The 19,548-nt window shown below is 59.3% G+C and carries 17 protein-coding genes; 5 read left to right on the top strand and 12 right to left on the bottom strand.

The genetic code is table 11. The features are described from left to right. Positions 1-17: 17 nt before the first annotated feature. From OHJ17_RS05115 to syd, 6 genes are all read right to left on the bottom strand, one after another. Positions 18-1,358, bottom strand: coding sequence for an enolase C-terminal domain-like protein (locus OHJ17_RS05115; protein ID WP_004185436.1), 1,341 nt, complete (start codon positions 1,356-1,358; stop codon positions 18-20). A gap of 2 nt (positions 1,359-1,360) precedes the next feature. Then, on the bottom strand, positions 1,361-2,713 hold the full coding sequence (locus OHJ17_RS05110; protein ID WP_002915225.1) for an MFS transporter: 1,353 nt from the start codon (positions 2,711-2,713) through the stop codon (positions 1,361-1,363). Between the two features lie 471 nt (positions 2,714-3,184). After that, positions 3,185-3,628, bottom strand: a complete 444-nt coding sequence (locus tag OHJ17_RS05105; RefSeq protein ID WP_002915235.1) for a flavodoxin — start codon at positions 3,626-3,628, stop codon at positions 3,185-3,187. A 4-nt stretch (positions 3,629-3,632) separates the two neighbouring features. Beyond that, on the bottom strand, positions 3,633-4,427 hold the full coding sequence (truC, locus tag OHJ17_RS05100) for a tRNA pseudouridine(65) synthase TruC (RefSeq protein WP_002915236.1): 795 nt from the start codon (positions 4,425-4,427) through the stop codon (positions 3,633-3,635). Then, positions 4,427-4,756, bottom strand: a complete 330-nt coding sequence (locus OHJ17_RS05095) for a YqcC family protein (RefSeq protein WP_002915249.1) — start codon at positions 4,754-4,756, stop codon at positions 4,427-4,429. Before OHJ17_RS05095 ends, truC begins: the two co-directional genes overlap by 1 nt. 631 nt (positions 4,757-5,387) lie before the next feature. Next, positions 5,388-5,933 (bottom strand): SecY-interacting protein, encoded by a 546-nt coding sequence (gene syd / locus OHJ17_RS05090; protein WP_002915253.1) that lies wholly within the window; start codon positions 5,931-5,933, stop codon positions 5,388-5,390. Positions 5,934-6,001: 68 nt separating this feature from the next. Between syd and queF the strand changes: the two genes are divergently transcribed. The 5 genes from queF to OHJ17_RS05065 all read left to right on the top strand — a co-directional run bounded on the left by queF (position 6,002) and on the right by OHJ17_RS05065 (position 12,638). Continuing rightward, positions 6,002-6,847: an NADPH-dependent 7-cyano-7-deazaguanine reductase QueF gene (gene queF, locus OHJ17_RS05085; protein WP_004174633.1), complete on the top strand. Its 846-nt coding sequence runs from the start codon at positions 6,002-6,004 to the stop codon at positions 6,845-6,847. Between the two features lie 111 nt (positions 6,848-6,958). Then, positions 6,959-8,326 carry a nucleotide 5'-monophosphate nucleosidase PpnN gene (gene ppnN / locus OHJ17_RS05080; RefSeq protein ID WP_002915258.1) on the top strand — a complete coding sequence of 456 codons (1,368 nt, stop codon included), beginning with the start codon at positions 6,959-6,961 and terminating at the stop codon, positions 8,324-8,326. Positions 8,327-8,835: 509 nt separating this feature from the next. Further along, complete coding sequence (locus OHJ17_RS05075; RefSeq protein ID WP_004151070.1) at positions 8,836-10,125, top strand: HAAAP family serine/threonine permease; 1,290 nt, start codon at positions 8,836-8,838, stop codon at positions 10,123-10,125. A 65-nt stretch (positions 10,126-10,190) separates the two neighbouring features. After that, entirely contained in the window at positions 10,191-11,558 is a 1,368-nt protein-coding gene (locus tag OHJ17_RS05070; protein ID WP_002915259.1) for an L-serine ammonia-lyase, read from the top strand. 138 nt (positions 11,559-11,696) lie between these two features. After that, positions 11,697-12,638: an aliphatic sulfonate ABC transporter substrate-binding protein gene (locus OHJ17_RS05065; RefSeq protein WP_002915261.1), complete on the top strand. Its 942-nt coding sequence runs from the start codon at positions 11,697-11,699 to the stop codon at positions 12,636-12,638. A gap of 45 nt (positions 12,639-12,683) precedes the next feature. Here OHJ17_RS05065 and OHJ17_RS05060 read toward each other — a convergent pair whose 3' ends face one another. The 6 genes from OHJ17_RS05060 to OHJ17_RS05035 all read right to left on the bottom strand — a co-directional run bounded on the left by OHJ17_RS05060 (position 12,684) and on the right by OHJ17_RS05035 (position 19,528). Beyond that, complete coding sequence (locus OHJ17_RS05060; protein WP_004890080.1) at positions 12,684-13,907, bottom strand: acyl-CoA dehydrogenase family protein; 1,224 nt, start codon at positions 13,905-13,907, stop codon at positions 12,684-12,686. 10 nt (positions 13,908-13,917) lie between these two features. Further along, positions 13,918-15,339 carry an MFS transporter gene (locus OHJ17_RS05055; protein WP_004149572.1) on the bottom strand — a complete coding sequence of 474 codons (1,422 nt, stop codon included), beginning with the start codon at positions 15,337-15,339 and terminating at the stop codon, positions 13,918-13,920. 193 nt (positions 15,340-15,532) lie between these two features. Continuing rightward, complete coding sequence (locus OHJ17_RS05050) at positions 15,533-16,411, bottom strand: MetQ/NlpA family ABC transporter substrate-binding protein (protein WP_002915265.1); 879 nt, start codon at positions 16,409-16,411, stop codon at positions 15,533-15,535. Further along, entirely contained in the window at positions 16,408-17,106 is a 699-nt protein-coding gene (locus OHJ17_RS05045; RefSeq protein ID WP_015958893.1) for a methionine ABC transporter permease, read from the bottom strand. Before OHJ17_RS05045 ends, OHJ17_RS05050 begins: the two co-directional genes overlap by 4 nt. Continuing rightward, complete coding sequence (locus OHJ17_RS05040; protein ID WP_004151072.1) at positions 17,103-18,125, bottom strand: methionine ABC transporter ATP-binding protein; 1,023 nt, start codon at positions 18,123-18,125, stop codon at positions 17,103-17,105. The genes OHJ17_RS05045 and OHJ17_RS05040 overlap by 4 nt, the downstream gene beginning before the upstream one ends. After that, a complete protein-coding gene (locus OHJ17_RS05035) occupies positions 18,122-19,528 on the bottom strand; it encodes an LLM class flavin-dependent oxidoreductase (protein WP_002915313.1) in 1,407 nt (468 codons plus the stop codon). Before OHJ17_RS05035 ends, OHJ17_RS05040 begins: the two co-directional genes overlap by 4 nt. Positions 19,529-19,548 lie beyond the last annotated feature (20 nt).

The following is a 19,548-nucleotide window of genomic DNA, read 5'->3' as shown; positions in this document are numbered from 1 at the left end:
AGCATCATCCTTTTTAATTAGTGGCGGCCGAAAACGGGACGTTTGCGGTCGAATGTCCAGCCGGGGATCAGGTACTGCATCGGGCCTGCGTCGTTGCGCGCGCCGCCCGGCAGCGCTTTATAGGCCTCATGGGCTCTGCGCACCTGCTCCCAGTCAAGTTCCACGCCGAGTCCCGGCGCGTCTGGCACGGCAATGCTGCCGTTAATAATCTGCAGCGGATTTTTGGTCAGGCGCGCGTCGCCCTCCTGCCAGATCCAGTGGGTATCGATGGCGGTGGGGTTGCCCGGCGCGGCGGCGCCGACGTGGGTAAACATCGCCAGGGAAATATCAAAGTGGTTGTTGGAATGGCAGCCCCAGGTGAGCCCCCAGTCGTCGCACAGCTGCGCCACCCGCACCGCGCCGGAGAGCGTCCAGAAGTGCGGGTCCGCCAGCGGGATATCGACGGCGTTGAGCATCACCGCATGGCCCATTTCGCGCCAGTTAGTGGCTATCATATTGGTGGCGACCGGCAGCCCGGTGGCGCGGCGGAACTCGGCCATCACCTCCCGGCCGGAGAAACCCTGCTCGGCGCCGCACGGATCTTCGGCGTAGGTCAGAACATCCTGCAGCCCTTTACACAGCGCGATGGCCTCATCCAGCAGCCAGGCGCCGTTAGGGTCGACGGTGATGCGCGCATCCGGGAAACGCTTTTTCAGCGCCCGCGCGGTGTCGATCTCCTGCTCGCCGGGCAGCACGCCGCCTTTGAGCTTAAAGTCTTTGAAACCGTAGCGATCCTGGGCGGCTTCCGCCAGACGTACTACCGCCTCGCTGCTCAAAGCCTGCTGGTGGCGCAGGCGGTACCATTCGTGATCGCCCGGCGTATGGTCCAGATAGCCAAGGTCGGTTTTCTGCCGATCGCCAATATAGAACAGGTAGCCCAGCACGGTGACGGCATCACGCTGCTTACCCGGGCCCAGCAGCTCGCAGACCGGCACATTAAGCACCTGGCCGAGCAGGTCCAGCAGCGCCGCTTCCAGCGCCGCCACCGCGTTAACCTTCAGTTCGAAGGTCCACGCCCCTTTGCCGAAGGTGTCGAAATCCGCCGCCTGATTGCCTTTGTGCACCTGCTGCACCACGCGATTGAGTCGGGCGACCTCCTGGCCCACCACCTGCGGGATCGCCGCCAGCAGCGTCTGGTAGATGACCTCTCCGCCGGGCGCTTCGCCGACGCCGGTATGGCCGGCGTTATCGGTTAACACCACGATATTGCGGGTAAACCAGGCGTTATGCGCTCCGCCGATGTTCAGCAGCATGCTGTCGTGCCCGGCCACCGGAATGACCTTCATCTCTGTGATAATCGGGCTGGATTGAGTAGTCATGATTAACGTCCCGCTACAGGTTTCAGTTCGATACGTTTGATATCGCCCACCAGCACCAGATAGCTCAGCACCGCCACCAGGGCATGGATACCGACGTAGATCAGCGCGCCGTTGAACGAGCCGGTGGTGCCGACGATATAGCCGATGGCGATCGGGGTGACGATGCCGGAGATATTGCCGAACATATTGAACAGACCGCCGGAGAGACCGCTAATCTCTTTCGGCGCGGTATCCGCCATCACCGCCCAGCCGAGGGCGCCGATCCCTTTGCCGAAGAAGGCCATTGCCATAAAGCCGATCACCATCCACTCCACGTTGACATAGTTACACATCAGCATGGTCATGGAGAGCAGCATCCCCAGCACAATCGGCGTTTTGCGCGCAATGTTCAGCGAGCCGGTGCGGCGCATTAACCAGTCGGAGATCACCCCGCCCAGCACCCCGCCGACAAAGCCGCACACCGCCGGAATGGAGGCGACAAAGCCGGCTTTGAGGATCGACATGCCGCGCGCCTGCACCAGATAAACCGGGAACCAGGTGATAAAGAAGTAGGTTAAGGCGTTGATGCAGTACTGACCGATATAGATGCCGATCATCATCCGCGAGCCGATCAGTTGCTTGATCTGCCCCATTTTGACGCTAAACGGCACTTTCTGCGCGCTGCTCTTCTGATCCATGTTGATCAGCGCCCCGCCTTCGGCGATATAGTCCAGCTCTTTCTGGTTCACGCCCGGGTGGTTGTTCGGATCGTGGATCACTTTCAGCCACACAAAGCTGATCACAATCCCCAGCCCGCCCATAAAGAAGAACACATGCGACCAACCCACCTCATGCGTCAGCCAGCCCATGATCGGCGCGAAAATAACGGTGGCAAAGTACTGGGCGGAGTTAAAAATCGATACCGCTGTCCCCCTCTCCTGCGCCGGGAACCAGGCGGCGACGATCCGGCTGTTGCCGGGGAATGACGGCGACTCGGCAAGGCCGACGAGGAAGCGCAGGGTAAACAGCGCAACGATAATGCCAAAGCCGCTGAAGATATCGACGAAGCCCTGCAGCAGGGTAAACATCGACCAGATGAAGATCGACCAGAAATAGACGCGCTTCGAGCCGAAGCGGTCGAGCAGCCAGCCGCCCGGGATCTGGCCGATGACATAAGCCCATGAGAAGGCGGAGAACACATACCCCATCCCCACCGGATCAAGGCCGATATCCCTGGCCATTTCCGAACCGGCGATCGACAGCGTCGCCCGGTCGCCATAGTTAAAAGAGGTGACGATAAACAGCATCACCACTATCCAGTAGCGGGCGTTGGTGCGCTTTTCAGCCGCCGTCGCCGCCTGACTTAATGAACTCATTGTTGTACTCCTGAATCATAGCGTTTAGCTACGTTCATTCTGAACAGCACAACCTGTAGGGTAATCAGAATGACGTGGTCGTGTTTTGATAGTTGTCGTTATATCTGGCACTGCATTTATCACTGGCTGGAGCAGTATATGAAGAGGCACACCGCGGCTCACCGTGCATCCACACAGCTTTTACGCCGCTATTGCAGGTGGTTTGTGGCGAATGCCTGAAAGAATGGGGGGAAGTTCACGGAAATGAAAAGCCAGCGCCGCTGGCGCCGCATAGCGCAGCAAAAAGGGCCGGAGTGTGAAATACCTCACTTGACCCGGTGAAACTGGCTGGCTTAAGCCATGATATTGTTAAGGATATTGTGGCGTTTGCCTAAAGGCGTGGCGCCTGGAAAGCGCTACTATTTTGACGTCCGCGTATCTGGCCGCGACGTATTGAAAGAGCGCCCTCTGCGTAGGGAGAGGGCAGCGCTTTTATGCGAGCAGGGTGGCCCACTGCTCAACCCACGGATTGGAGACGCTCTCCGGCTCCGGGTCTTCGCTGGCGTCAATCTTCAGCATCTCGCCGATGCGCTTCGCGCCCTGCTCCTGCAGCAGCTGATCGAACTTCAGGCCGCCGCCGCAAAAGTTGGCATAGGTGCTGTCGCCGAGCGCGATAATGCCGTACCGCAGGTGAGGCTGATACATATCTTTGATGCCCTCATACAGCGGGACGATGCTGTCCGGCAGGTCGCCCTGCCCGGTGGTGGAGGTGACCACCAGCACATACTTACCCGTGTAGGATTCCCAGTCGTTGACCTGCGGATCCTCATACACGGTAGCCTTGTGTCCCAGTCCGCTGAGGATCGCTTCCGCTTCTTCCGCGACCAGCAGCGAGTTGCCGTACATGGTGCCGACAAAAATTCCGACTTCCGCCATGCTATTATCTCCCTGGATTGACCTTATTCTCTTCATCCTGACCGCTGTCGTCGGCAAACTCAACCCTTTCATTTAGCGGGAGAAGCCCGCGCCAGCCAAACTGCGACAGCGCGCGCATCCAGACGTCGTCAAAACCGGCGCGCAGGGTCAGCGGCTCGCCGGTAAAAGGATGGGTTAACGACAGCTCGCTGGCGTGCAGCATCAGGCGGTGACAGCCGAAATGTTCCGCGGCGCTGCGGTTTTGCCGCAGATCGCCGTGCTTGCTGTCGCCGAGGATCGGATGACGGAGGTGGGCCAGATGACGGCGCAGCTGGTGCTTGCGGCCGGTTTTCGGCTCCAGTTCCACCAGCCCATAGCGCGAGGTGGGATAGCGCCCAGTCGCCACTGGCATCTCCACTGTCGCCAGACCGCGGTAGTGGGTTACCGCTGGCTGCGGCCCTTTATCTTCGCGGGCGAACTTATCGGCGATTCTATCCAGCTCCTCTACCAGCGGGTAATCCAGCAGCGCCTCTTCCATCAGCCAGCCGCGGACGATCGCATGGTAGCGCTTCCGGATCTGGTGCTGCTCGAACTGTTGCGCCAGCAGCCGGCCCGCCTCGCTCGACAATCCCATCAGCAGCACGCCGGAGGTGGGCCGGTCGAGACGATGAGCGGTAAAAACGTGCTGACCGATCTGGTCGCGCACGGTCTGCATCACCACCACTTTCTCGTCGCGATCGAGCCAGCTGCGATGCACCAGCCAGCCCGAGGGTTTGTTGACCGCCACCAGCCAGTCGTCCTGGTAGATAATCTCCAGCATCAGGCCTGCTCACCGGCAAACAGCGCGTCTAACAGCAGAAGTTCCGCCAGCATGGATTCGCGGACCGGGTGGGCCTGATCCAGAGCCATTTCGTAATAAGGCGCAACGGCAAAATTTTGCGGCAGCGGCTGGCCGCTCTCCAGCAGCTGGTGCATACGCGGGATCAGGACCCACTGCAGCCACTCCAGCGGCTCCAGGGTATCCAGGCAAAACGGCTTATCGCTGGCGAAGGCGCTGCTGTCCGGCGCCGTCTCCTGCCAGTGCTCCGTTTCGCGCAGCAGGGCTTCAATGGCGCGCAGGCGATCGCGCACGCTATCGTGAAGAGTCATGGGGAAACCTCGATGAGTTAAAAACCGGGCGCAGGATAGCAAATCCGCAGGAGAAATAAAAAAAGGGAGCACTGTATAAACAGTGCTCCCGGTTCGTTTTGCAGCAGTCCCGCTACATTGGTGCTCCCTGCTCGTCCTTGAAAACTTTTCCTGAGGTCTCCTGACCATGTTCATCCATAAACACGTGCATCCTGCTTTCACACCACCCCGATGCGAAATGACTTATCCATAAGTTTGTCCCGATCTTCCTGATCCACCGTTCATCCTGAGCGGCTCTCGTTCTCCATCCTGGAGGTGTCCATTACGCGATCCTGCGTTATCCTTGCTTCATCCTGAAGCCTGTCCCTGCAACGCCGTCCTGGCGGGTCCTGCAGAAGCGCCATCATCCTGATGTTCGCTTCATTTCGCGACGTCCTGTCGACAGACATAGGATCACTGATTCTGCCCCTTCTTACAACCCTTCTTGAGACAATCTCTTAAGATTAGTCCCCACTCAAAAGGACGAAAAAATTAAGATCTGATTTAATACCAACAACTTATATAAAAAAGTATGGATTAAATTTACCTTAAATGATGACGATCTCTTACAGGTTTTGTAAGAGATCTCTCACAAACGATCTGGCAGACTGGATTACAGAACTGGCTCAAGGTGGTTGAGGAAACCCGCAAGTGAGGGAGAAAGCGTAATGCGTTTGGCGGTGCCGAGGGTCTCTTTGACTACCTCGCCGCTGAGATTACAGACGGATATCACATCCAGTTCACTCTCGAGGGTGGCGATGAACAGCGTCGGCGACAGCTTCAACCGCTTCTGCACCACCAGGTGCCCGATTAAATTTTCCTGCACCCGCTGGAAATCCTCTTCACTCCAGGTCTGCAGCAGCGTCAAGGTTTCGCCGGCAAACCGGCCGGACATATCGCCGGCAAACTGAGTGGTATAATAAGAATGAAGCGGCTGTTGTACCACAATGTCGAGGGCGCGTTCAACCGCGCTGATATTTTGCGCCAGCGAAAACGGCTGCGGCTGCCAGAAAACGGCCTCGCCCTGGGTGTCGACAACGCAAGGCGACGGGACGCCGTAAAGCTCTTCACTGCGCGGCAGGCTGTGGCGCTGCTGCTGCCAGACGGCGCAATATCGTTGGGTAAAAGCGCGTAGCGCTTCTGCTGTCTGATGGTCCACCGGTTTCTCTCTTCACGTTAGACAGGATACACTGGAGCAATAGTGTACCCGCTTTACTATGGTGAAACATGTCTTCTTACGATAATCATCAGGCGCTGGCCGGCCTGACGCTCGGTAAATCAACCGATTACCGCGATACCTATGACGCCTCGCTGCTGCAGGGCGTGCCGCGCAGTTTAAACCGCGACCCGCTGGGCCTGCATGCCGATAATCTGCCGTTTCACGGCGCCGATATCTGGACGCTGTACGAACTCTCCTGGCTGAACGGCAAAGGTCTGCCGCAGGTAGCTGTCGGCCACGTCGAGCTGCCCGATACCAGCCTCAATCTGGTGGAGTCGAAAAGCTTTAAGCTCTATCTCAACAGCTTTAACCAGACCCGTTTCGCCAGCTGGCAGGACGTTGCAGAGACCCTGACTCGCGATCTCAGCGCCTGCGCGCAGGGGAAGGTGAAGGTATCGCTCTACCGCTTGGATGAACTGGAAGGCCAGCCGATTGCCCGCCTGCACGGCACCTGCATCGACGATCAGGATATCGAGATCGATAACTATCAGTTCAGCGCCGATTACCTGCAGGGCGCCGCCAGCGGCAAAATCGTGGAGGAGACGCTGGTCAGCCACCTGCTGAAGTCTAATTGCCTTATCACTCATCAGCCGGACTGGGGCTCGGTGCAGATCCAGTATCGGGGGGCGAAAATCGACCGCGAGCAGCTCCTGCGCTATCTGGTTTCGTTCCGCCACCATAACGAATTCCATGAGCAGTGCGTCGAACGTATCTTTAACGATATTCTCCGTTTCTGCCAGCCGGAATCGCTTTCCGTTTACGCCCGCTATACGCGACGCGGCGGTCTGGATATCAACCCCTGGCGCAGCAATGGCGACTTTTCCCCCGCCACCGGCCGCCTCGCCCGTCAATAATAAACAATTTCACAATTTGCGTGCGTTTAGGCGCGCGCAAGGTTGTGGAAACGCCGTTCGCAGGGCTATTGTAATCACAGGAAGACCATAAGCGTCCTGTAAGGAGTTCACTTGATTACACATGTTAGCCCGCTTGGTTCAATGGATATGCTGTCGCAGCTGGAAGTGGATATGCTTAAGCGCACCGCCAGCAGCGACCTGTACCAACTCTTTCGCAACTGCTCGCTTGCTGTGCTCAATTCGGGGAGCCTGACCGATAACAGCAAGGAGCTCCTGTCCCGTTTCGAAAATTTCGAGATTAACGTGCTGCGGCGCGAACGCGGCGTGAAGCTGGAACTGATCAACCCGCCGGAAGACGCCTTCGTTGACGGGCGGATTATCCGCTCCCTGCAGGCCAACCTGTTCGCCGTGCTGCGCGATATCCTGTTTGTTTACGGCCAGATCCACAATACCGTTCGCTTCCCGAACCTCGATCTCGAAAGTTCGGTTCATATCACTAACCTGGTGTTCTCGATCCTGCGCAACGCCCGCGCGCTGCACGTCGGCGAGGCGCCGAACATGATCGTCTGCTGGGGCGGCCACTCCATCAACGAAAACGAATATCTCTACGCCCGCCGCGTCGGTACGCAGCTGGGCCTGCGGGAACTGAATATCTGCACCGGCTGCGGGCCTGGCGCAATGGAGGCGCCGATGAAAGGCGCCGCTGTCGGCCATGCGCAGCAGCGCTACAAAGACAGCCGCTTTATCGGCATGACCGAACCATCCATTATCGCTGCGGAACCACCGAACCCGCTGGTCAATGAACTGATCATCATGCCGGATATCGAAAAGCGTCTGGAGGCCTTCGTACGTATCGCCCACGGGATCATTATTTTCCCGGGCGGCGTCGGCACTGCCGAAGAGCTGCTCTACCTGCTGGGTATTCTGATGCATCCCGACAACAAAGCGCAGGTGCTGCCGCTGATCCTCACCGGGCCGAAGGAGAGCGCCGACTACTTCCGTGTACTGGACGAGTTTATCACCCATACCCTGGGCGAATCGGCCCGTCGCCACTACCGGATCATCATTGACGACCCCGCGGAAGTGGCGCGGCAGATGAAAAAAGCGATGCCGCTGGTGAAAGAGAGCCGTCGCGAGACCGATGACGCCTATAGCTTTAACTGGTCGATTCGCATCTCGCCGGACCTGCAGATGCCGTTTGATCCGACCCACGAGAACATGGCCAACCTCAAACTCTCCCCGGATCAGCCGGTGGAAGTGCTGGCCGCCGACCTGCGTCGTGCCTTCTCCGGGATTGTCGCGGGGAACGTCAAAGAGGTGGGCATCCAGGCCATTGAGCAGTACGGCCCTTACAAACTGCACGGCGATCCGGAGATGATGCGCCGTATGGACGATCTGCTGCAGGGCTTCGTCGCCCAGCACCGCATGAAGCTTCCGGGCGGCACCGCCTATATTCCTTGCTACGAAATCATCGCCTGATTTCCCACTCTCCCGCCGGGGCATCGCCTGACGCCTGCCCCCGGCGGGCTCTCTTCCTCTGACTTCCAGAACGCGCTAAAAACCTTTCTGTTACTAATCAATCACCTGAATTATTTCTACATAGCCAAACGTTTGCGTTGGTAAAAACTGCGACAATTATCACTGCAAAAAATGGTTTTAAGCGCAAAAACGTCGACTAGTTCTCTTTTTTACAGTAAATCCCTCGTTATTACGCCGCTCCGCTTTTATCTCATATGCTGCAAATGGTAGCCTTCGCGCCACAAATCGCTGGCTGATCACCAGAAACAGGCTGTTGGACTAAAAATACGCACATTGAAAGTGGATTATTGCATTTGAGATCGCGATCACTGATGCATAAACCATATAAATGTATCTTTCCGGCCCAATTATTACGGAGAAAATTTCTAAAAAAACCGTAATTAAACGAATTTCATGTTACGCAATTGTATTTATTCATTAGATTTTGTTGATTCCTCCAGGAGATACAGATGGAAACCACTCAAACCAGCACCATCGTTTCGGGCGAAACCCGCAGCGGATGGCGTAAAACCGACACCATGTGGATGCTGGGCCTGTACGGTACAGCGATTGGCGCGGGCGTCTTGTTCCTGCCGATCAACGCCGGCGTTGGCGGCATGATCCCCCTGATCATCATGGCGATTCTGGCCTTCCCGATGACTTTCTTCGCCCACCGCGGCATGACCCGCTTCGTGCTCTCCGGGAAAAACCCGGGCGAAGACATCACCGAAGTAGTGGAAGAACACTTCGGCGTAGGCGCAGGTAAGCTGATTACCCTGCTTTATTTCTTCGCTATCTACCCGATCCTGCTGGTTTACAGCGTGGCGATCACTAACACCGTCGAAACCTTCATGGCGCATCAGCTGCACATGACGCCGCCGCCGCGCGCCATTCTGTCGCTGATCCTGATCGTCGGCATGATGACCATTGTGCGTTTCGGCGAGCAGATGATCGTTAAGGCAATGAGTGTGCTGGTGTTCCCGTTCGTTATCGCGCTGATGGTGCTGGCTCTGTATCTGATCCCGCAGTGGAACGGCGCGGCGCTGGAGACGCTCTCCCTGAGCGGCGCTTCCGTTACCGGCAACGGCCTGCTGATGACCCTGTGGCTGGCGATCCCGGTGATGGTCTTCTCCTTCAACCACTCGCCGATCATCTCTTCCTTCGCGGTAGCCAAACGTGAAGAGTACGGCGAAGGCGCTGAGAAGAAATGCTCCAGTATCCTCGCTCGCGCCCACATCATGATGGTGCTGACCGTGATGTTCTTCGTCTTCAGCTGCGTTCTGAGCCTCTCTCCGGCAGACCTGGCGGCGGCGAAAGAGCAGAACATCTCGATTCTGTCTTACCTGGCGAACCACTTTAACGCGCCAATCATTGCCTGGATGGCACCGATCATCGCGATGATCGCCATCACCAAATCCTTCCTTGGCCACTATCTGGGCGCTCGCGAAGGCTTTAACGGCATGGTGATTAAATCCCTGCGCAGTAAAGGCAAATCGATTGAAATCAACAAACTGAACAAGCTGACCGCGCTGTTCATGCTGATCACCACCTGGATTGTGGCAACCCTGAACCCGAGCATCCTCGGTATGATCGAGACCCTTGGCGGCCCGATTATCGCGATGATCCTGTTCCTGATGCCGATGTATGCGATTCAGAAAGTCCCGGCGATGCGTAAATACAGCGGCCATATCAGCAACGTCTTCGTGGTGATTATGGGCCTGATTGCCATCTCCGCGATCTTCTACTCTCTGTTCAGCTAATTCATTCAACGCCTCCCCCCGCGCCGCTTTACGGCGGCGCGCTTTCCGACAGCACGGGAATACATATGATCAGCGTATTCGATATCTTTAAAATCGGCATTGGCCCTTCCAGCTCCCATACCGTTGGACCGATGAAAGCGGGCAAACAATTCACTGACGACCTGATCGCGCGCGGCCTGCTGGCCGAGGTGAGCAAAGTCGTCGTCGACGTCTACGGCTCCCTCTCCCTGACCGGTAAAGGCCACCATACCGATATCGCGATTATCATGGGACTCGCCGGCAACCTGCCGGACACCGTCGACATCGACGCCATTCCGGGCTTTATTCAGGATGTTAATACCCATGGCCGCCTGATGCTGGCCAACGGTCAGCACGAAGTGGACTTCCCGGTGGATCAGTGCATGAATTTCCATGCCGACAACCTGTCGCTGCATGAGAACGGCATGCGTATCACCGCCCTGGCCGGCGACAAGGTGCTCTACAGCCAGACGTATTACTCTATCGGCGGCGGCTTTATCGTTGATGAGGAGCACTTCGGCCAGACTACCGAGGCGCCGGTTGCCGTTCCTTACCCTTACAAAAACGCCGCCGACCTGCAGCGTCACTGCCGTGAAACCGGGCTGTCGCTCTCCGGCCTGATGATGCAGAACGAACTGGCGCTGCACAGCAAAGAAGCCCTTGAGCAACACTTCGCCGCGGTGTGGGAAGTGATGAGCGCCGGTATCGAGCGCGGCATCACCACCGAAGGCGTCCTGCCGGGCAAACTGCGCGTCCCGCGCCGCGCCGCCGCGCTGCGCCGTATGCTGGTGAGCCAGGACACCACCAACAGCGATCCGATGGCGGTGGTCGACTGGATCAATATGTTCGCCCTGGCGGTGAACGAAGAGAACGCCGCCGGCGGCCGGGTGGTGACCGCGCCAACCAACGGCGCTTGCGGTATCGTGCCGGCGGTGCTGGCCTACTATGACAAGTTTATCCGCAAGGTGAACAGCAACTCCCTGGCCCGCTATATGCTGGTCGCCAGCGCGATTGGTTCGCTGTATAAGATGAACGCCTCCATCTCCGGCGCCGAAGTCGGCTGCCAGGGTGAAGTGGGGGTCGCCTGCTCGATGGCGGCGGCCGGTCTGGCGGAACTGCTGGGCGGCAGCCCGGGTCAGGTGTGCATCGCGGCAGAGATCGCTATGGAGCATAACCTCGGCCTGACCTGCGACCCGGTCGCCGGCCAGGTGCAGGTGCCGTGCATCGAACGCAACGCTATCGCTGCCGTGAAAGCGGTCAACGCCGCGCGAATGGCGCTGCGCCGGACCAGCGAGCCGCGCGTGTGTCTCGATAAAGTGATCGAGACCATGTACGAAACCGGCAAAGACATGAACGCCAAGTACCGGGAAACCTCCCGCGGTGGTCTGGCGATGAAGATTGTTGCCTGCGATTAACCTGCTGGCCCGCCACGCGTCGGCGTGTCGGGCCATCGTCCTGCATAACTCTTTTTGTTATATCAATAAAATTTTAGTTATTTAATGGTTATAAGCGCTGTTTGTTACCTTACGCAAAACCGCTAAGGAGAACAGACAATGTCCAACCGATTCCGCCCCGCCTGGCTGCTGGTCCTCGCCGCCCTCTCTACCTCCGCGCTGGCCAAAGCGCCGGAAACCGTCAACATCGGCTATCAAAAGGCGAATATCTTCGCGCTGCTGAAGTACCGCGGCACACTGGATGAGAGCCTGAAAAAACAGGGCATTGCCGTACGCTGGGTCGAATTCCCCGCCGGGCCGCAAATGCTGGAGGGGCTGAACGTCGGTAGTATCGATCTGGCCGCGACCGGCGATGCACCTCCGGCCTTTGCCCAGGCGGCGCAAGCCGATCTGGTCTACCTTGCCCACTCCCCCGCTAACCCGAAAACGGAAGCGATTGTGGTGCCTGAACAGTCGGCAATCCACAGCGTGGCCGACCTGAAGGGCAAGCGCGTGGGGTTGAACAAGGGGTCTGACGTCAACTACCTGCTGGTTGCCGCACTGGAAAAAGCGGGCCTCAGCTATAAAGACATCACCCCGGTCTATCTGCCGCCGGCGGACGCCCGCGCCGCTTTCCAGCGCGGGGCGATTGATGCGTGGGTGATCTGGGATCCGTTCCTCGCAGAAGTGGAAACCAACGCGAAAGCCCGACAGATCCGCAATGCCGAGGGGCTGGTGCCGCACTACACCTTCTATCTCGCCAGCCGCAAGTTTGCAGATACCTACCCGGAGACAGCAAAGCAGGTGGTGGATGAGCTGGGTAAACTCAGCGCGTGGGCGAACAGCCATCAGGACGAGGCCGCCGGGCTGCTGTCGACCTCAACCGGACTGGATAAAGCCATCTGGCTGAAGACCCTGGCCCGCCTGCCCTACGGTGCCGAACGCATGACCCCGGCGGTGTATAACGAACAGCAGGCGCTGGCGGATACCTTTACGCGCATCGGCCTGCTGCCGGTGAAAGTCGACGTGCGCAGCGCCACCTGGTCGCTGGATAAACCTTGATTTTCCTGACGACGGGAAGCACTACGCCTCCCGTCGCCGACAGGCTTACCCCGCCGTTTTCTCACCATTGCCTATCTGCCAGATAAAGGTGGGCGCTTCACCGTTCACCAGCCAGTTACCGATATTACGTGCCTTATAAATCACCGGATTATGCGAGGCAACCGTCCGCGCATTGCGCCAGTGGCGATCCAGCGCAAGGCGAGTTCGCGTATCCGACGCCCCGAGGGCATTAAACAGCTCCGTCGCCGCCCGCGGGATCCAGTCGCTGGCGATCACCTGCGCCTGCGCCGCTTCCACTTCCGCCAGCTGGTTACGCCGGGCAATCAATGCTTCGTCGTCGCTGACGTGCGCCACATAGGCCTGCTGCAGCGATTCCGCGGCCTGCAGGACCGCGGCCCGGGTCGCCCATGCCCAGCTGCTGATCTGCCCAACGACCTGCAGAACCTGGGCGTCATCGCGCGGCACGGCGGCGTTGCCGTGGCTGTACATCCGGGAGCGATGTTTGACGCCCTGCGCGGCATCCCGCTCAACCGCCAGGCCAATGCCCGCGAGGGTCGCCAGCAGCACATGCTGGTAGAAGGCGGTCTGATAGCGAAAGCGCTGGGCAAAATCATAGACATGTTCGGTTTCCACCCGAGCGCCGGTAAAGCGGGTGGTCCCGCTGCCGGTCAACCGCTGGCCAAAGCCATCCCAGTCATCTTCCCGCACCACGCCGGTCTGCTGGGTGCTGACCAGGGCTATCACATCGCTGGCGGTATCACTGCGCCGGGCAAACACATCGATCCAGTCGGCGTACAGCGCGCCGGTGCTGTAAAACTTCTCGCCGTCGAGTCGCCAGCCGCCCTCTGCCGGCGTCACTCTGGTGTTCACCTCTCCCAGCTTAACCGCGCCGATCTCCGTCCAGCCGCTGCCCACCAGCTCACCGTCGAGGAAGCGACGAAACCAGCGGTCGCGCCCGGCGGAATCCGGCTGATTCAGCTGATCTTCCACAAAGGCAAAGTGCGCGCGCAGGGCCTGCGGCAGGTTAGAGTCCGCTTGCGCCAGCTCGATCAGCAGCGCGCTGAGCTGCGGCAGCGAAGCGCCCCAGCCGCCCTTCTCGCGCGGGATACGCAGCGTGCCGAAGCCCGCTTCTTTCAGCCAGCGGATCGGCTCATCGGGCAGAATGCGCTGCTGTTCGCGCTCCGCAGCGCCCTGGGCGATACGGGTGAATATCGGGCGGAAGGCGGCCGCCAGCGCGTCATAATCGGTGCCAGTGGAGAGCAGGGTCATTGTCAGTTCCTTATTCATGAAGTGCGTCGATATCTTCTCGCGTCGGTTCATGACGGACCGCCAGCAGGAAGAAAATGGGAATAATGGCGGCAAGCGAGACCACCCAGAACATCTGCGTGCCGAGGGAGGCCTGCAGCAGCGGCAGAATAAACAACGCCAGCGCGCTGCCGATCCCGGAGAGTGCCCGGCTGAAACCGACCCCGGTGGCGCGAATGGCAGTAGGATAGGAGAGCGCCGGGTAGATCATCAGCTGCGCCCCCGGGCCAAACCCTTCGGCGAACAGCCACAGCCCCAGCATCGCGATAGCCAGCACGATACCTGCCGTCGCGTGCGGTTGCCCCACCAGCGCCAGCACAATCAGCGCCACAAACTGCAGGGCGAAGCCGGCTATCGCCACATGACGCGAAGGATATTTCCACGCCAGATGCATACCGAGCAGCCCACCGGTAAAAGCAAACAGGGCGTTCAGCCCCAGCGATGCCGAAATAGTTTCGAAGACGCCAGCCCCGAGGAACTGGGCAAGAATTGACGGCAGGAAAAAGGCAATCGCCGTGTACTCGAAGGAGATACAGATATTCATCACCCCGGCGACGATAGTCCGCTCGCGGTAGGGTTTTTCGAACAGCACGCGGAAGCTCACTTTCGGCGCTGGCGCGGGCTTCGCCGCCGGGACCTCATGGGCATGGATCCCCCAGGAGTCGCGTAAAATACGCACTGCAGAGGTCAGATCGCCCTGGTTCGCCGCCCACAGCGGGGATTCATTCATAAATCGACTGCGGACGGCAATAATCAGCAGTGCCGGCACGGCGCCGAACAGCAGGGAGGCGCGCCATAGCCAGTCAAGATGCTCCTGCGGCAGCAGGAAATAGAGGCCGAAGATAATGAGAAAGCAGACGGTTGAGGCGGCGTACCACATCGGGCACCACGCCGCGAGGCGAGCCGCTTTGTTGCCTTTGCCGGCAAAGCGGGAAAACTCGGCCAGATAGGACATCGCTACCGGCAGGTCGATGCCAACGCCGATGCCCATCAGGAAACGGGCGCCAATCAACACCCAGACGTTCGGCGCCAGCCCGGCGGCGATAGCCGAAATCACGAAAAAGAACATATCGGCCATAAAAACCGAATAGCGACCATATTTATCGGTCAACCAGCCGCCGATAATATTGCCGACGATAGTCCCGACCATAATGGACGAAGTCACCAGGCCGGTCAGCAGCGGTGAGAGCTGAAATTCACGTACAACGTCATCAATACCGTAGGAGAGCGTGGTTAAGTCATATGCGTCGAGAAAAACGCCCCCCAGCGCGAGGAAGACAATCATCCGCGCATATTTCGCATGTTCCTTGCCGGAATTAATTAGCCGCGCCACATCCCCGACGCTACTGACCGGTACCGAAGCGATACCGGGATTATCCACTGGTAATGTACTCATTTTTTCACCTTATTATTTTGTGCAGGTCATCAGCGGTTATAGACCGCGAGCGACGAGAATCAAAACAACAAATCATTCTATAAAAATCAATATAATCAATAAGTTAATAAATATCACCAGCACAAAAAGGACGCGCTTTCACGCATCCTCAAGGGAAATAAATAACAACGAAAATAGACGTCGTGCAGGACACTTATTCCGCGGACACTGGAACTAATACGTCTTTTACCAGCGGGTCATCGGTGGTTTTTAACCACGTCTGGATCCGCGGATCAGAAAAAGCCTGTTTTAATTTGACGATATTTTCCTGCGATAAATACGGTGTACCAATCACTAATTGCGAAGCAAAGGTGCGCGGCGCCGGCGGGAATAATATGCCTTTCTCACGCGGCACTTTCCCGGCGTCAAATTGCGAGACATAGCCGATGGCGGCATCCACCGAATTTAACGCCCGCGGCATGGTCAGCAGATCCAGCTCTTTAAAGACAAACTGATGCGGGTTACCGACAATATTTTTCAGCTTCGCCGTGCGCGGCTCCACCGCCGGGTCGAGCGAGATCAACCCAATGCGCTGGAGCAGCCACAGGGCCTGCCCCTGATTGGCGCCATCGTCAGGCACGACAATGGTCGCGCCGTTGGGCAACGCCTGTACCGACGAGTAGCGGTCGGAATAGATGCCAAACGCCCACTGGAACACCGGCACCGTGGTCGACAGCGCAAAGCCGTTAGCGTCCACCACCTGTTTAAGCCACCACTGATGCTGATAGATCGTCCCGGCATACTGACCTTCCGCTACCGCGCGGTCAGCCTGGACCGGATCCTGCACCCCCACCGCCTCCAGTTTCAGACCGTAATCGGGCGCAATATGCTGATTAATATACTCAATGATCCGCTGCTCGCCGGCCATCGCCGGCTCGTAGTGAATTTTTAACGTGCTGCCGAAGACCACCTGCTGGCTTTGGGTATGTCCCCGCCACCACCAGAAGGCGATGGCGAGCAGGATAATCACCGCCAGCGCCGCCAGCCAGGGCCAGCGCCGCGCTTTACGTAACTCAAATTGCTCTGTTGTCATACAAGGTTCCCCTGCGTGTGGCGTAAACGGTTGACCAGACGGTCACCCAAAAATTGAATCAACTGGATCGTGGCGATCAGGGCAACGATCGTCGCGATCATGATGTGGTTGTCGAAGCGCTGATAGCCGTACACCACGGCCAGGTAGCCGATGCCGCCGGCGCCGATGGTCCCGGCGATAGCCGAATACTCGATCATCGAGACCAGGTTTAGCGTCACCGCCGCCGCCAGCGCGGGCATGGCTTCACTGAGCTGCGCGCTGGCAATGATTTGCCAGCGCGACCCGCCGCAGACGACCCCCACCGCGGTGACCTCCGCCGGCAACTCGCGCAGCGCGTTCTCCACCAGACGGCCAAAGAACGGGACGCCGGCGGCGATCATCGGCACTACCGCGGCGGGGATGCCAATCGTGGTGCCGGTCAGCCAGTAAGTGAACGGGATAATGGCGGCCATCAGCACCAGAAACGGCAGCGAACGTCCCATATTGACCACCCAGTTCAGCAGCCGGTACAGCAGTGCGTGCGGAAATAAGCCCCGCGGCGAGGCGTTAAACAACACCACCCCCACCAGCCCCCCCAGCGTGACGACAAACAGCATCACAATGGCCACCATCAGCCAGGTTTCGCCATAGGCGGGGAGCAGCAGCGAAGGGATTTCGCCCCAGGGGGTATCCTGACTGATGACTGTCGGTTTCATACCGCCTCCCTGAGCAACGGCGCGCTGTCGAGGATCTCCGCCGTTATGCCGAGCTGCGCCAGCAGGCCCTGCAGTCGCGCGGGCGACAGGCGTTCGCCCTGAAAGCGCACTCCGGCCTGCAGGCGACCGGCCAGCCGACCATTAATCACCTCGACGTGACCGCCAAGGAGATCGATCTGCAGCGCCCACTGCTGGCTCAGGCGGCTGATCCAGTCGGTGGCCACCGGCACATCCCAGCGGTAGCTCAGACGCAGCAGCAGATCGCTGTGGGTAGCTGCCGCCGGCGTCAGCGGCAACAGCTGCTGGCCGAGCAGAGAATCGGGACGCGCCAGCAGATCTTCGATCCGCCCGTACTGGACGATCGTCCCGTCGCGGATCTCCGCCACCGCATCCGCCGCCGTGCGCACCGCGTCCATTTCATGGGTAATCAGGACGATCGCCAGCTGGTACTCATCACGCAGCCGCTTGAGCAGAGCCAGCACCGAGGCCGTGGCCTGAGGATCGAGGCCGGAGGTGGCTTCATCCGCCAGCAGAACGGACGGGCGCAGCGCCAGCGCGCGGGCAATGCCGATCCGCTGGCGCTGGCCGCCTGAGAGCTGGGCCGGCCAGGCATCCGCTTTGTGGCTCAGGCCGACGCTCTCCAGCAGCTCGCCAACCCGCGCCTTGATATCGCGCTCCACCACACCAAGCCACGCCAGCGGCAGGGCGACATTCTCCCAGGCGGTCCTGCGGCTCAACAGCGCCGAAGACTGGAAAACGGTGCCAATCGCCCGCCGTTCCCGGCGCAGCGCCTCGCCGGACAGCGCCGACAGATCCTTGCCATTGATACGAATGCTGCCGCTGTCCGGTTGCTCCAGCAGGCTGATGCAGCGCGCCAGGGTTGATTTACCGGCGCCGCTCGGCCCCACCACCGCGGTGATGGAGCGCTCAGGCACCTGCAGCGACAGCCCTTTCAGCACCGCGCTGAGCCGGCCATCCGCCGTGCGGTAACTTTTATGCAGGTCATCAATAGCGATCATGTCACCTTCTCCTCTACCGATGCCGCCGTGCGCGCATCGCGGCGGTAGCTGGCGCCCGGGTGAGGCGCGGCCAGACGCGGGCCGCCGCCGAACAGTTTTTCGCGCAGGGTCCCCTCGCGGTACTCTTGCTTAAAGACGCCGCGCTTTTGCAGCTCAGGCACCAGCAGCTCGACGACATCGCGGAAGGTTTCGTGAGTGACGGCATAGGCGAGGTTAAAGCCATCGACGTCCGTCTCTTCGACCCAGGACTGCAGTTCGTCCGCCACGGTTTGCGCGCTGCCAACCACCAGCGGACCGAAGCCGCCGATCCCCGCCCAATCGGCCAGGGCCTGCACCGTCCACTGGCGGTTCGGATCAGCGGTCGAAAAGGCCTCCACCGCCGACTGAATGGCGTTGGTGTGCAGATACTTCAGCACCTGATCCGGCTGATACTGGCCGAAATCGATCCCCGTCCAGCCGGAGAGCAGCGCCAGCGCGCCTTCATAGCTGACGTACTGCTTATATTCCTGCCACTTCGCCTGTGCCTCGCGGTCGGTGTCGCCGACAATCACCGTCTGCAGGTTGAAGATCAGGATGCTGTGCGGATCGCGCCCCGCCTCAGCTGCCCGGCGGCGAATATCCGCCACCGTCTTCTTCAGCAGCACCTTCGACGGCGCTGCGACGAAGACGCATTCGGCATGGCCGGCGGCGAACTGTTTGCCGCGGCTGGACGCCCCCGCCTGATACAGCACCGGCGTGCGCTGCGGGGATGGCTCGCAGAGGTGGATCCCCGGCACGGAAAAGAACTGTCCCTGATGGTTAATGGGATGGATTTTCCGCGGATCGCTGAAGATCTTCCGCTCTCTGTCGCGCAGCACCGCCCCGTCCTCCCAGCTTCCCTCCAGCAGTTTGTAGATCACCTGCAAATACTCATCGGCATAGTCATAGCGGGTGTCATGGTCGGTCTGGGTCTGCTGGCCGATATTGCGCGCCCCGCTCTCCAGATAGGAGGTGACGATATTCCAGCCCACCCGCCCTTTGGTCAGATGATCGAGCGTCGACAGACGACGAGCGAAGGGGTAAGGATGCTCAAACGACAGCGAGGCGGTCAGGCCGAAGCCCAGATGCTCCGTCACCAGCGCCATTGGGGTGATCAGAGCCAGCGGATCGTTGACCGGAACCTGCGTCGCCTGGCGGATCGCCGCATCGCCGCTGCCGTTCAGCACGTCATAGATCCCCAGCACGTCGGCGATAAACAGCCCGTCGAACTTGCCGCGCTCCAGCAGCCGCGCCAGATCCACCCAGTACTCCAGATCTTTATACTGCCAGGAGCGATCCCGGGGATGCGCCCACAGGCCCGGCGACTGATGGCCGACGCAGTTCATATCGAAAGCGTTAAGACGAATTTCACGTTGTGATGACATAGCAATCTCCATAGCGCGGC

It is taken from the genome of Klebsiella sp. KP20-425-1, from assembly GCF_025813515.1.
In the GTDB taxonomy this organism is placed as follows: domain Bacteria; phylum Pseudomonadota; class Gammaproteobacteria; order Enterobacterales; family Enterobacteriaceae; genus Klebsiella; species Klebsiella pneumoniae.
The sequence above is the reverse complement of the archived record's forward strand: the minus strand, read 5'-3'. Positions and strand labels throughout refer to the sequence as shown.